This window comes from Pseudomonas sp. CFBP 8758, assembly GCF_014841725.1.
GTDB lineage: Bacteria > Pseudomonadota > Gammaproteobacteria > Pseudomonadales > Pseudomonadaceae > Aquipseudomonas > Aquipseudomonas baltica.
In genome coordinates this window covers 104640-117965 of sequence record NZ_JACYUK010000001.1, presented here as the reverse complement: position 1 = coordinate 117965, position 13326 = coordinate 104640, and the positions used below count along the sequence as shown (strand labels likewise).

10 protein-coding genes are annotated in these 13326 nt (G+C 62.7%); all 10 read right to left on the bottom strand.

Annotated elements, in window-relative coordinates; translation table 11 throughout:
- Positions 1 to 139: 139 nt before the first annotated feature.
- Positions 140 to 1444 (bottom strand): tRNA lysidine(34) synthetase TilS, encoded by a 1305-nt coding sequence (gene tilS, locus IFT75_RS00530; protein ID WP_192052802.1) that lies wholly within the window; start codon positions 1442 to 1444, stop codon positions 140 to 142.
- Between the two features lie 96 nt (positions 1445 to 1540).
- Positions 1541 to 2488 carry an acetyl-CoA carboxylase carboxyltransferase subunit alpha gene (locus IFT75_RS00525; protein ID WP_122476555.1) on the bottom strand — a complete coding sequence of 316 codons (948 nt, stop codon included), beginning with the start codon at positions 2486 to 2488 and terminating at the stop codon, positions 1541 to 1543.
- A gap of 127 nt (positions 2489 to 2615) precedes the next feature.
- Positions 2616 to 6137 (bottom strand): DNA polymerase III subunit alpha, encoded by a 3522-nt coding sequence (dnaE, locus tag IFT75_RS00520; RefSeq protein ID WP_192052800.1) that lies wholly within the window; start codon positions 6135 to 6137, stop codon positions 2616 to 2618.
- 71 nt (positions 6138 to 6208) lie between these two features.
- On the bottom strand, positions 6209 to 6838 hold the full coding sequence (gene rnhB, locus IFT75_RS00515; RefSeq protein WP_163007437.1) for a ribonuclease HII: 630 nt from the start codon (positions 6836 to 6838) through the stop codon (positions 6209 to 6211).
- A 22-nt stretch (positions 6839 to 6860) separates the two neighbouring features.
- Positions 6861 to 8006 carry a lipid-A-disaccharide synthase gene (lpxB, locus tag IFT75_RS00510; protein ID WP_192052798.1) on the bottom strand — a complete coding sequence of 382 codons (1146 nt, stop codon included), beginning with the start codon at positions 8004 to 8006 and terminating at the stop codon, positions 6861 to 6863.
- The gene (lpxA, locus tag IFT75_RS00505) at positions 8006 to 8782 is read right to left on the bottom strand and encodes an acyl-ACP--UDP-N-acetylglucosamine O-acyltransferase (RefSeq protein WP_122476561.1); all 777 of its coding nucleotides are present in this window, start codon (positions 8780 to 8782) and stop codon (positions 8006 to 8008) included. Before lpxA ends, lpxB begins: the two co-directional genes overlap by 1 nt.
- On the bottom strand, positions 8779 to 9219 hold the full coding sequence (fabZ, locus tag IFT75_RS00500) for a 3-hydroxyacyl-ACP dehydratase FabZ (RefSeq protein ID WP_043185101.1): 441 nt from the start codon (positions 9217 to 9219) through the stop codon (positions 8779 to 8781). Before fabZ ends, lpxA begins: the two co-directional genes overlap by 4 nt.
- A 111-nt stretch (positions 9220 to 9330) precedes the next feature.
- Positions 9331 to 10386 carry a UDP-3-O-(3-hydroxymyristoyl)glucosamine N-acyltransferase gene (gene lpxD / locus IFT75_RS00495; protein WP_122476563.1) on the bottom strand — a complete coding sequence of 352 codons (1056 nt, stop codon included), beginning with the start codon at positions 10384 to 10386 and terminating at the stop codon, positions 9331 to 9333.
- A 1-nt stretch (position 10387) separates the two neighbouring features.
- Complete coding sequence (locus tag IFT75_RS00490; RefSeq protein WP_049862282.1) at positions 10388 to 10903, bottom strand: OmpH family outer membrane protein; 516 nt, start codon at positions 10901 to 10903, stop codon at positions 10388 to 10390.
- Between the two features lie 44 nt (positions 10904 to 10947).
- Positions 10948 to 13320, bottom strand: a complete 2373-nt coding sequence (bamA, locus tag IFT75_RS00485; RefSeq protein ID WP_185794264.1) for an outer membrane protein assembly factor BamA — start codon at positions 13318 to 13320, stop codon at positions 10948 to 10950.
- Positions 13321 to 13326: the final 6 nt, after the last annotated feature.

Genomic DNA, 13326 nt, shown 5'->3' with positions numbered 1-13326 from the left:
CAGAAGCCGCCGGGGAAAGCGAAGGAAGGCCGAAGCCCCCGACGGCCAAAAACGGTTTGGCAATCGGCAACGTCCGTGAATCCGGTGGGTTCACAGAAGTTGTATCAAGAAGGGAGCGTAGTCTACCGGATTCCCCCTTTCATCTCAAACTCTGCTCGCCGGTTGTCGGCGACCAGAGCAGTCGTCCTTCGATGGCAGACAGCGGCAGGTTGGCCACGGCAACCAAGCGGTCGTGGATGAACAGCAGCGGCAAACGATCGCGCACGAACCCTGGCAGCCGGCTTTCATTGAGCAAGCGCTTGAGGTCACGCTCGCCGCGAACGGGCAGGCGCAGGCGCTCGCCGCCCTGGCGGTAGCGGATCTGCGCGTGCCCCGGCAACGGGCCGCCCTGCCAATGCACCTCGCCGTTGCCGACCAACTGCAAGGCTTGTCGGGTGTCTGGCCAATCCTGAGACGGGGGCTGGGCCTGCGACCATTGGCCACTGACCCACCAGATCCGCCCGTGGGCCCTGTGCAGCTCGCCGTCGGCCAGGCGCCAGACGGGCGTAGCGGCGGGATCCGCGTCGCGCAGGGACGTCCAGCCAACCCAGTGCTGGGTATCGGGCAAGCGCGTCAGAGGCGCAAGCCAGTATTGCAGGGCATTGCGCTGACGGCTTTCGGACAGGGTACGAAGCGGCGCCAGGGTCAGGCTGGGCCATGCCAGCCAGGAAGGTTCGCCAGCTGCGTGCGCAGGCGCAAGGTCCGCGGCGGCCAGTTCATCCAGCAGCTGCGCCGCCTCGCTCAGGTGCGCGGCGGCCCTGGCGATACTGCCGGCAGCCTGGGGCCAGCGCGCCGTGATCACGGGCAGGACCTCGCCACGCAGATAGTTGCGAGAGAAACGCGTGTCGGCGTTCGAGGGGTCTTCGATCCACTGCAGGCCATGGTTGCGAGCGTAGGCAAGCAACTCGGCGCGAGGCTCGTCGAGCAACGGCCTCACCAGTATCCCCTGCCCTTGCGGTCGCTGCCTGGGCATTGCCGCAAGCCCTCGCACACCGGCGCCGCGCAGCAGACGAAACAGTACGGTTTCGGCCTGATCGTCCTGATGCTGGGCTGCGAACAGCACATCAGCGGCGCCGAGCAGCGCATCGAAAGCGCGATAGCGCGCCTGGCGTGCGGCTTGCTCCAGGCTGGCACCGTCCTGCACTCGAACCTTGATCACTTGCAGGGGCACATCGAGCTGATCGCAGAGTGCCTGGCAGTGGGCAGGCCAGGTGTCGGCAACCGCTTGCAGGCCGTGATGGATATGAATGGCGGCCAGCGCTGGACGGTTGGGCACGCTGGCCAACAGGTGCAGCAGGACGGTGGAATCAAGGCCACCGGAGAGGGCGAGGTGCCAGGCGGGGGATTGCAGATAAGGCTGCAGCCTGTTGCTCAGGCGCTGGGCCAGGGCGGAGGGTTCACGCATGGGGCGACCCCTTTTCAGTCCATGGTTCGGGATCGGCGGTGCGCTCTTCGCGGGCAGAGGGCTCAGCCCGCGAAGGGCGCGCTGCGGTCTGAACCCTTACAACCCGTAGCTCATCAACCGGTCATAGCGGCGGCCGAGCAAGGTCTCGGTGTCGAAACCCTTGAGCATGTCCAGCTGGCTGGTCAGCTCGGCGCGAATAAGGGCCGAGGCAGCGGCCGGATCGCGATGGGCGCCACCCAGGGGCTCATCGATCACCTTGTCGACGATGCCCAGGTGATTCAAGCGTTCGGCGGTGATGCCCATGGCTTCCGCAGCGTCCGGCGCCTTCTCGGCAGTCTTCCACAGAATCGACGCGCAACCTTCGGGCGAGATCACCGCATAGGTCGAATACTGCAACATGTTCAGCTGATCGCAGACGCCGATGGCCAGCGCACCACCGGAACCCCCTTCGCCGATGACGGTGGCGATGATCGGCGTCTTCAGCCGCGCCATCACCCGCAGGTTCCAGGCGATCGCTTCGCTCTGGTTGCGCTCTTCGGCATCGATGCCCGGATAGGCGCCCGGTGTGTCGATGAAGGTGAGGATCGGCATCTTGAAGCGCTCGGCCATTTCCATCAGGCGGCAGGCCTTGCGATAGCCTTCAGGGCGCGGCATGCCGAAGTTGCGACGGACCTTCTCGCGCACTTCACGGCCTTTCTGGTGGCCAATGATCATCACCGGCTGGTCGTCGAGGCGGGCGACACCACCGACGATGGCGGCGTCGTCGGAGAAATGCCGATCACCGTGCAGTTCATCGAATTCGGTAAAGATGTGCTGGATGTAGTCCAGGGTGTACGGGCGGCGCGGGTGACGCGCGAGCCGGGCAATCTGCCAACTGGTCAGGTTGCCGAAGATGCTTTCGGTCAGCGTGCGGCTTTTGTCTTGCAGACGAGAGATCTCGTCGCCGATGTTCAACGAATTGTCGTTGCCTACCAGGCGCAGCTCTTCGATCTTGGCTTGCAGGTCAGCGATCGGCTGTTCGAAATCAAGAAAATTCGGGTTCATAGGCATCCGTCTTGGGTCGACGGCCAAGCGGCCGGCCGGTTGATCCGTTTGGCGCCATACCTTAAAGGAAACGGCGCGTTCAGGTCGAGTTTATTAATTGTGGTCGAACCCGCCCCGCAGGGCCAGTTCAACGATATTGCAGAAAGACGTTCTCGCGGCCGAACTGGTCACGCAGCGCTTGAATCAAGCTGTCGGCCGGGTCGATCCGCCAGCCTTCGCCAAACTGCAGCGTGGCCTTGGCATCGCTGCTGGTGTATTCCATGGTGATCGGGCAAGCGCCACGGTGCTGGCGACACAATTCGCCGAGCCAGCCCAGCCGGTCGCCGCCCAGCCCATCGGCGTGTACCTTGAGGCGCAGGCTTTCGGCCAGGTTGGTGCGCGCATCCTCCATGCTCATCACGCGCTTGACGCGCAGGCGCAGCCCCCCGGAGAAATCGTCGTTGCTGACCTCCCCTTCCACCACCACCATCGCATCGGTCTGCAGCAGCGACTGAGCGGACATGAAGGCATCGGCGAACAACGACGCCTCGATACGTGCCGAACGGTCGTCGAGGGTAATGAAACCCATCTTGTCGCCCTTCTTGTTCTTCATCACCCGCAGGGCGATGACCATGCCCGCCACCGTCTGGGTTTCGCGCGAAGGCTTGAGGTCGATGATGCGCTGGCGTGCGAAGCGGCGGATCTCGCCTTCGTATTCGTCGATCGGGTGCCCGGTCAGGTACAGCCCCAGGGTTTCCTTCTCGCCGCGCAGCCGCTCCTTGAGCGTGAGTTCCTTGGCCTTGCGGTGGCTGGCATAGACATCGGCGTCGGCTTCGACGAACACCCCGCCAAACAGGTCGTCGTGGCCGCTGTCGTGGGTGCGTGCAGTCTGTTCCGCCGCCTTGATCGCCCCTTCCATGGCTGACAGCAAGACTGCGCGGTTGCGATCGATGTTGGCCTGGTAGGCCTTGGTTTCATCATGGAAATGCGGGCCCAGCCGGTCGATTGCGCCACTGCGGATCAGGCCGTCGAGGGTGCGCTTGTTGATGCGCTTGAGGTCGACGCGCTCGCAGAAATCGAACAGGTCCTTGAACGGGCCGGCCTGACGCGCCTCGATGATCGCCTCCACCGGGCCTTCGCCGACACCCTTGATCGCGCCCAGCCCATAGACGATGCGACCGTCGTCGTTGACCGTGAACTTGAACTCGGAATTGTTCACGTCCGGCGCGTCCAGGCGCAGCTTCATGGTGCGCACTTCTTCGATCAGGGTCACGACCTTGTCGGTGTTGTGCATGTCTGCCGAGAGCACCGCAGCCATGAACGGCGCCGGGTAGTGGGTCTTGAGCCAGGCGGTCTGGTAGGACACCAACCCATAGGCGGCAGAGTGGGACTTGTTGAAACCGTAGCCGGCGAATTTTTCCACCAGGTCAAAAATGTTCCCGGCCAGGTCCGGGTCGATATTGTTGCTCGCGCAGCCTTCGATGAAGCCACCGCGCTGCTTGGCCATCTCCTCGGGCTTCTTCTTGCCCATGGCGCGGCGCAGCATGTCGGCGCCACCGAGGGTGTAGCCCGCCATGACCTGGGCGATCTGCATCACCTGCTCTTGATACAGGATGATGCCGTAGGTCGGCGCCAGCACCGGCTTCAGGCCCTCGTACTGGTAATCCGAATGCGGATAGGCCAGCTCGGCGCGGCCGTGCTTGCGGTTGATGAAGTCGTCCACCATGCCCGACTGCAGCGGCCCCGGTCGAAACAGGGCCACCAGGGCGATGAGGTCTTCCAGGCAGTCGGGCTTGAGCTTCTTGATCAGCTCTTTCATGCCGCGCGACTCGAGCTGGAACACCGCCGTGGTCTCGGCCTTCTGCAGCAGCTGGTAGGTCGGTTTGTCGTCGAGCGGAATGAACGCGATGTCCAGCGGCGCTTCGTTGACCTTGGCACGGTCGCGGTTGATGGTCTTCAACGCCCAGTCGATGATGGTCAGGGTGCGCAGGCCGAGGAAGTCGAACTTGACCAGGCCGGCGGCTTCCACGTCATCCTTGTCGAACTGGGTCACCAGGCCGTCGCCGGCCTCGTCGCAGTAGATCGGCGCGAAGTCGGTCAGTTTGGTCGGCGCGATCACCACACCACCGGCGTGCTTGCCGACGTTACGCACCACGCCCTCGAGCTTGCGCGCCATGTCCCAGATTTCCGCGGCTTCTTCGTCGACCTTGATGAAATCGCGGAGATTTTCTTCCTGTTCGTAGGCTTTTTCCAAGGTCATGCCGACTTCGAACGGAATCATCTTGGACAGCCGGTCGGCCAGGCCATAGGACTTGCCCTGCACACGCGCCACGTCGCGCACCACCGCCTTGGCCGCCATGGAACCGAAGGTGATGATCTGGCTCACCGCATTGCGGCCATATTTGTCGGCCACGTAGTCGATGACCCGGTCGCGGCCATCCATGCAGAAGTCGACGTCGAAGTCGGGCATGGAGACCCGCTCGGGGTTGAGAAAGCGCTCGAACAGAAGGTCGTACTCCAGCGGATCGAGGTCGGTGATCTTCTGCACGTAGGCCACCAGCGAACCTGCGCCCGAACCGCGGCCCGGACCGACCGGCACGCCGTTGCTCTTGGCCCACTGGATGAAGTCCATCACGATCAGGAAGTAGCCGGGAAAGCCCATCTGGATGATGATGTCGAGCTCGAAATTCAGCCGGTCGACATAGACCTGGCGGCGCGCCTCGTAATCCTCGGTGGTGTCCCTGGGCAACAGCACGGCAAGGCGTTCTTCCAGGCCGTCGAACGAGACCTTGCGGAAATATTCGTCAATGGTCATGCCATCGGGAATCGGATAGTCGGGCAGGAAGTGCTTGCCCAGCTTGACGTCGATGTTGCAACGCCTGGCGATCTCGACCGTGTTTTCCAGCGCCTCGGGCAAGTCGCTGAACAGCTCGGCCATTTCCTCGGCGCTCTTGAGGTACTGCTGGTCGCTGTAGTTCTTGTTGCGGCGCGGGTCGTCGAGCGCCCGGCCTTCACCGATGCACACGCGGGTTTCGTGGGCTTCGAAGTCTTCCTGCTTGATGAAGCGCACGTCGTTGGTGGCCACCAGTGGCGCGCCCAGACGGTCGGCCAGGGCCACGGCCGCGTGCAGGTATTCTTCGTCGTTGGTGCGATTGGTCCGCTGCACCTCGACATAGAACCGCTCGGGGAAAATCGCCATCCATTCGCGCAACAGGTTGTCGGCATCGCCCGGGTAACCGCCCAGCAGCGCCATGCCGATCTCGCCCTCCTTGCCCGCCGACAGGCAGATCACCCCTTCACTGGCTTCGGCCACCCACTGCCGTTCGACGATCACCTGGCCATTGCGCTGGCCCTCGATGAAGCCACGGGAAATCAGTTCGGTAATGTTGCGATAGCCGACTGCGTTCATCGCCAGCAGGCTGATGCGGCTCAACTGGCCATCGGGGTCGCGGTTGGCCAGCCACAGGTCGGCACCGCAGATCGGCTTGATGCCGGCGCCCATGGCTGCCTTGTAGAACTTCACCAGCGAACACATGTTGTTCTGGTCGGTCACCGCTACCGCCGGCATGTTCATGCCGGCCAGCGCCTTGACCAGCGGCTTGATCCGCACCAGGCCGTCGACCAGCGAGTATTCGGTGTGCAGGCGAAGATGAACGAAGGAAACCGACATGTTGATCCTATGGGTTGCGGTAGAACGACAAGGCCCGGATTGTACCGGGCCTTGATCAAAACATCAGCCTGCTAGACCCAGGCGGGCGCTTGATCGCTGCTTTCGCGCGCCTGCCATGCGGCACGAACCGGTGCGAACGATCGCCGGTGAATGGGCGTCGGGCCCAGCCGGGCCAAGGCTTCCAGGTGCACCGGTGTAGGGTAGCCCTTGTGCCCGCCCATGCCATAGCCGGGGTAGATCAATTCGAATGCAGACATTTCCCGGTCGCGGCTGACCTTGGCCAGGATCGAAGCGGCGGCGATCGCCGGGACCTTGGCATCACCCTGGATCACCGGAGCGCTGGGCACGTCCAGCTGCGGGCAGCGGTTGCCGTCGATCAGTGCAAGCCTTGGCGTGATGCTCAGGCCCTGCACCGCCCGCTGCATGGCGAGCATGGTTGCGTGCAGAATGTTCAGGCGGTCGATCTCTTCGACTTCGGCGCGAGCGATGCACCAGGCCAGGGCTTTCTCGCAGATCTCTTCGTAAAGCAGTTCACGACGCGCTTCGGTGAGCTTTTTCGAATCGTTGAGCCCGAGGATCGGCCGCCGCGGATCGAGAATCACCGCTGCAGTCACCACCGCGCCGCACAGCGGCCCGCGGCCGACTTCGTCGACACCGGCAACCAGTTCTTCGACCAGATCGAAATCCAGCCCCATCTGCAGTTGCCTGCTTGTCTGTGGAGGCTTAGCCATCGTTCCTGCCTATCAGTTGCAACACGGCTTCGGCCGCCTGGTTGGACGCATCACGGCGCAGCGTGCGGTGAATCGCATCGAAGCCGCTGGTCTGTTCTTCGCCGCTCGCCAGCAGGAGCAGCAGCCGGTCGGCCAGGGCCTGGGGCGTGGCCTCATCCTGCAGCAGCTCGGGTACCAGCATGCGCTGGGCCAGCAGGTTGGGCAACGACACGTAGGGGCTTTTGACCATGCGCTTGAGAATCCAGTACGTCAGGGGCGCCAGCCGGTAGGCGACCACCATCGGGCGCTTGTACAACAAGGCTTCGAGGGTGGCCGTGCCGGAGGCGATCAGCACCGCATCACAGGCGGCCAGCGCGGTGTGCGAGTCACCGTCGAGCAAGGTCACCGGCAACGTCCGCCCGACGAGCATCTGCTCCAGTTGCGCGCGGCGCTGTGGGTTGGCGCATGGGATGACGAAACGCATCTGCGGGTGCGCCTGCAACAGCAACTGGGCGCTGTCGAGGAACAACTCGCCCAGGCGACCGACTTCGCCGCCGCGGCTGCCCGGCATCAGCGCCACGACCGGAAAATCACCCGCCAGGCCCAGCTGTGCGCGGGCCTGACCGCGATCGGCGTGCAGCGCAATGGTGTCGGCCAAGGGATGGCCAACGAAGCGCACCGGCACGCCCTGCTCCTCGTAGAACCTGGCCTCGAAGGGCAGCAGCGTCAGCATCAGGTCGCAGCCCTGGCGAATCTTCAGCACCCGCTTCTGCCGCCACGCCCACACCGAAGGGCTGACGTAGTGCACGGTCTTGATACCGGCCTGGCGCAGCTTGAGCTCGATGTTGAGGGTAAAGTCAGGAGCGTCGATGCCGATGAACACGTCCGGCTTGCACGCGATCAGCTCGGCAACCAGCTGCTTGCGCCGGGCCAGCAGTTCGCGCAGGCGACCCAGCACCTCGACCAGGCCCATGACCGACAGACGCTCCATGGGGAAGCGACTGACCAGCCCTTGGGCTTCCATCAGCGGACCCCCGACGCCGATGAACTGGATGTGCGGATGGCGTGCCTTGAGCGCGCGCATCAGCCCCGAACCCAGGATATCGCCGCTGGCTTCACCTGCCACCAATGCCACGGTCAGCGCTGCGGGGTGAGACATCAACGGGTGATGCCGCGGGTCGAGGACTGGATCGACTTGAGGAAGACGTCGACCTCGGGGTACAGACGCGCTGGCTCGGCCAGATCGAGCAATGCCTGCTCGACGGTCAAGCCTCGGCGATAGACCGTCTTGTAGGCACGGCGCAGGGCGTGGATGGCGTCGTCGCTGAAGCCGCGGCGGCGCATGCCTTCGAAATTCATGCTGCGGGCTTCGGCCGGGTTGCCGAACACCGTGACATAGGCCGGCACGTCCTTGCCGATGGCCGTGCCCATGCCCGAAAAGCTGTGGGCACCGATGTGGCAATACTGGTGCACCAGGGTAAAGCCGGAAAGGATCGCCCAATCGTGCACGTGCACATGGCCGGCCAGTGCCGTGTTGTTGACCAGGATGCAGTGGTTGCCGATCACGCTGTCGTGCCCGATGTGGGCGTAAGCCATGATCAGGTTGTGATCGCCCAGCGTGGTTTCGGCGCGGTCCTGCACGGTGCCACGGTGAATGGTCACGCCTTCGCGGATGACGTTGTGGTCACCGATGACCAGACGGGTTTCTTCGCCCTTGTACTTGAGGTCCGGCGTGTCTTCCCCGATGGAGGAAAACTGGTAGATGCGGTTGTGCCTGCCGATGCGGGTCGGCCCCTTGAGGATGACATGGGGACCGATCACGGTGCCCTCGCCGATTTCCACGCCCGCACCAACGATCGACCAAGGGCCGACTTCGACGCCATCTGCCAGAACGGCGGACGGGTCGATGATGGCGCGAGGGTCAATCAAACTCATAGCTTGCGTTCCGCACAGATGATCTCGGCCGAGCAGACCGGCTTGCCGTCGACCGAAGCCTTGCAGTCGAACTTCCAGATCTGCCGCTTGCAGCTGATGAACTTGGCTTCCAGGATCAGTTGGTCGCCGGGCAGCACGGGCTGGCGGAAACGCAGCTTGTCCGAACCCACGAAGTAGTAGAGCGTACCGTCGGCCGGTTTGACATCGAGCATCTTGAAACCAAGGATGCCGGCGGCCTGGGCCATGGCTTCGATGATCAACACGCCCGGCATGATCGGGTGCGCGGGAAAGTGACCATTGAAGAACGGCTCGTTGATGCTGACATTCTTGTAGGCGCGAATGCTCTGGCTTTCGACGTCCAGCTCCACTACGCGATCCACCAGCAGAAAGGGATAGCGGTGCGGCAGGTATTCGCGAATCTCGTTGATGTCCATCATTTCGGGGGGAAGCCTGTAGTAAAGATAGGGAGCGCGCGGCTGACGCGCGACACTCCTATTGCAAATCAAGGGGCAGTCTAGCGGCTGGGCACACTTGATATGGAAAGGGTATCAGCCATCAGATGACGCTTTACCGCCTTGGGTCACTGCCTCGACACGCTTTTCCACCTGCTTGAGGCGGCGCGCCATGTCGTCCAACTGCCGCAGTCGCGCGGCGCTCTTGCGCCACTCGGCCGCTGGCTGCATCGCCGTACCCGAGGAATAGGCACCGGGTTCGGTGATCGAATGGGTCACCATGGTCATGCCGGTGATGAATACCCCATCGCAGATCTCGATGTGCCCGACCAGGCCTACACCGCCTGCGAGCATGCAATTCTTGCCGATCTTGCTGCTTCCCGAAATGCCGACACAGGCGGCCATGGCGGTGTTGTCGCCAATCTGCACGTTGTGGGCAATCTGGATCTGGTTGTCAAGCTTCACACCGTTGCCGATCAGGGTATCGGCCAACGCGCCGCGGTCCACGGCAGTGTTCACGCCAATCTCGCAGTCGTCACCGATGCTGACCCCGCCGATCTGGGCGATCTTCTGCCAGACGCCCTTCTCGTTGGCGAAACCAAAGCCCTCGCCACCCAGCACCGCACCGGACTGTATGACCACGCGCTTGCCGATGCGCACGTCGTGATAGAGGGTCACGCGCGGCGCCAACCAGCCACCTTCACCGATCTCGCAGCGCGCACCGATGAAGCAATGCGCGCCGACGGTCACCCCGGCAGCGATCCTGGCACCGCTTTCGATCACGGCAAACGGCCCGACACTGGCGGCGGCATCGACCTGTGCGTCGTCTGCAATGACGGCCGTCGGATGAACACCGGCGCTGGCGCGGGGCTTGGGATCGAACAGGTGGGAGATCCGCGCATAGGCAAGGTAGGGATCGGGAACGATCAATGCATCGCCTTGAAAGCCTTCGGCATCGGCGGCCTTGAGCAGTACGGCGCCGGCATGGCTGTCGGGGAGGAACTTGCGGTACTGCGGGTTGGCCAGAAAGCTCAGCTGAGCTGGGCCGGCCTCCTGCAAGGTGGCCAGCCCAGTGATGATCTTCTCCGGGTCGCCACTGACCGTGGCCCCCAGGAACTCGGCCAATTGGCCGAGCTTCATGGTCGCTGTCATATCAGCGCGACTGATTCATGCGCTCGATGACCTGGCGCGTGATGTCGAACTGAGGCTTGACATCAATCACCGCACCGCGCTCCAGAACCAGGTCGAAGGCGCCCTTCTTGATGACTTCTTCAACGGCGCCGTCGAGCTTGGGCTTGAGTTGCTTGAGCATTTCGCGGTCGGCAACGGCCTTGGCTTCGTTCAGTTCCTTGGACTGGAACTGGAAGTCGCGGGCTTTCTGCTTGAATTCAAGCTCCAGACGCTCGCGCTCGGGCTGGGCCATCTTGTCGCCACCGGCAACCAGACGGTCCTGAATGCTCTTGGCGCTGCTTTCCAGGGTTTTCAGCTTGCTCAGCTGCGGGCCGAATTTCTTCTCCGCGTCGACCGCGTATTTCTTCGCGGCGTCGGACTCGAGCAAGGCCATCTGATAGTTCAGAACGGCGATTTTCATGTCGGCGAAAGCCGGAGTGGCACCCAACGAGGCGGCGAGGGTCGCGGCCAGAACAACCATTTGAGTCAACTTGCGCACAATAAACTCCTACAAAATCCGTTGTTGTTGCCAAGGAGCAGACCTTAGAAGGTCTGGCCCAGAGAGAATTGGAAGACCTGGGTTTCGGCATTGTCAGGCTTCTTGACCGGCATCGCCAGGCTGAAGCTCAGTGGGCCGAGGGCGGTGATCCAGGTCACACCCAAGCCGGCGGAGACGGCCATGTTGGCAATGTCGATGTCGTTGCAACGCACCGTTTCGCCTGTCGACGTCTTGCTGTCATTGCAGTTGGTGTCGAACACGTTACCCACGTCGACGAACAGCGAGGTTCGCAGCGAGCGCTGATCCTTGACGAACGGCAGCGGGAAGAGGATTTCGGCACCACCGGTGATCTGTACGTTGCCGCCGAAGGCCAGGGGGTCCTGATCCGGGTCTTCGAGCGTGCCGCGCGCGTCGTTACGCTGACTCGGGGTACTGCGCGGGCCCAACGTGCTGTCCTTGAAACCACGGACCGAGTTGAAGCCACCGGCATAGTAGTTCTCGTAGAACGGCAGGCCGTCGGTGGAACCGTAGCCATCGCCGTAGCCCAGTTCGGTGTGGAAGCGCATGGTGTAGTTTTCGGTGATCGGCACGAACGCCTGGTTGCGGTAGTCGATCTTGAAGAACGACAGGTCGCTGCCAGGAATGGTCACTTCACCGGTCAAGCTTTGCGAAGCACCGCGGGTTGGCAGTACGCCCTTGTTCAAAGTGGACGACGACCAGCCGGCCGATGCCTTGAAGTTGAGGAACTTGTCGCCTTCCTTCTCGGTGAAATCGAAGATCTCCTCGACGGTGTAGTTACCCGTCTTGATTTCGTCCTGCTGAACGCTCAAGCCGAAGGTCAGGCGCGAGGTCTCGCTGATCGGGTAGCCGAAGTTCATGCCGGCGCCGAGGCTGTCCACGGCGTAGCTGGCCACGTCGACGTCGAGGTCGTCGTAGTCGGTGGTGCGGTAGAACGCGTTGTAGCCCAGGCTGACGCCGTCCGGCGTGTAGTACGGATCGGTGTAGCTGAAGTTGTAACGGCTCTGGTATTCACTGCGGGTCAGGCCGATGGACACACGGTTACCGGTACCCAGGAAGTTGTTCTGGCTGATCGAACCACCGAGGATCAGGCCGGCGCTCTGGGCGAAGCCAACGCTGGCGGTGATCGAACCGGAGGCTTGCTCTTCCACGGCGTAGTTGACGTCGACCTGGTCGTCGGTGCCTGGCACGGCCGGCGTCTCGACGTTCACTTCCTTGAAGAAGCCAAGGCGCTCGAGGCGGGTCTTGGATTGATCGATCAGGTAGGTCGACGCCCAGCCGCCTTCCATCTGGCGCATTTCGCGACGCAGCACTTCGTCTTCCGACTTGGTGTTGCCGCGGAAGTTGATGCGGTTGACGTAGGCACGCTTGCCCGGATCGACCACGAAGGTGATATCGACCGTGTGGTCCTCGTCGTGCGGCTGAGGCACGCCGTTGACGTTGGCAAAGGTGTAGCCGTCGTTACCCAGGCGGCGGGTGATCAGCTCGGACGTGGAGGTCATGACCTTGCGCGAGAACACCTGGCCCTTCTTCACCAGCATCAGCTGCTGGACCTGATCTTCGGGCACCTTCAAGTCGCCGCTGAGCTTGACGTCGCGAACCGTGTACTTTTCGCCTTCGTTGACGTTGACGGTGATGTAGACGTGCTTCTTGTCCGGGGTGATCGACACCTGGGTGGACGCGATGTCCATGTTGATGTAACCGCGGTCCAGGTAGTAGGAACGCAGACGCTCCAGGTCACCGGACAGCTTTTCCCGTGCGTACTTGTCATCGTTGCGGAAGAACGACAGCCAGTTGGACGTCTTGAGTTCGAACAGGTCCGTCAGGTCTTCTTCGGGGAATACCGAGTTGCCCACCACGTTGATGTGCTGGATGGCCGCAACCGTACCTTCGTTGATGTTGATCTTCAGGGCCACGCGGTTGCGCGGCTGGGTGACCACTTCGGTGTCGACCGACGCCGAATAGCGACCCTGAGCCACGTACTGGCGCTGCAGTTCGTTGCGCACGCCTTCGAGGGTGGCACGCTGGAAGATCTCGCCTTCGGCCAGGCCGGACTGCTTGAGGCCCTTCATCAGGTCTTCGGTGGAGATGGCCTTGTTGCCTTCGATGTCGATACTGGCCACCGAGGGTCGTTCGACCACGGTGATCACCAGGACGTTACCGTCCCGGCCCAGCTGGATATCCTGGAAGAACCCGGTTTTAAAGAGTGCACGGGTCGATTCCACCAGGCGACCGTCGTCGGCCTGGTCACCTACGTTCAACGGCAACGCGCCAAACACGCTGCCGGCGGAAACCCGCTGCAGCCCGTTGACACGGATATCGGAGATGGTGAAGGACGCGGCGTGAACTTCAGCGATCATCAGTACGGCAAGAACCGCAGTTAGCAGCAGACGTTTCATGAAGTC

Excerpts from the sequence above, each read along its gene's own strand:
- fabZ (WP_043185101.1), bottom strand. The coding sequence starts at position 9,219 with ATGATGGACATCAACGAGATTCGCGAATACCTGCCGCACCGCTATCCC.
- IFT75_RS00525 (WP_122476555.1), bottom strand. The coding sequence starts at position 2,488 with ATGAACCCGAATTTTCTTGATTTCGAACAGCCGATCGCTGACCTGCAA.
- lpxB (WP_192052798.1), bottom strand. The coding sequence starts at position 8,006 with ATGTCTCACCCCGCAGCGCTGACCGTGGCATTGGTGGCAGGTGAAGCC.
- bamA (WP_185794264.1), bottom strand. The coding sequence starts at position 13,320 with ATGAAACGTCTGCTGCTAACTGCGGTTCTTGCCGTACTGATGATCGCT.
- lpxA (WP_122476561.1), bottom strand. The coding sequence starts at position 8,782 with ATGAGTTTGATTGACCCTCGCGCCATCATCGACCCGTCCGCCGTTCTG.
- tilS (WP_192052802.1), bottom strand. The coding sequence starts at position 1,444 with ATGCGTGAACCCTCCGCCCTGGCCCAGCGCCTGAGCAACAGGCTGCAG.
- lpxD (WP_122476563.1), bottom strand. The coding sequence starts at position 10,386 with ATGACAGCGACCATGAAGCTCGGCCAATTGGCCGAGTTCCTGGGGGCC.
- dnaE (WP_192052800.1), bottom strand. The coding sequence starts at position 6,137 with ATGTCGGTTTCCTTCGTTCATCTTCGCCTGCACACCGAATACTCGCTG.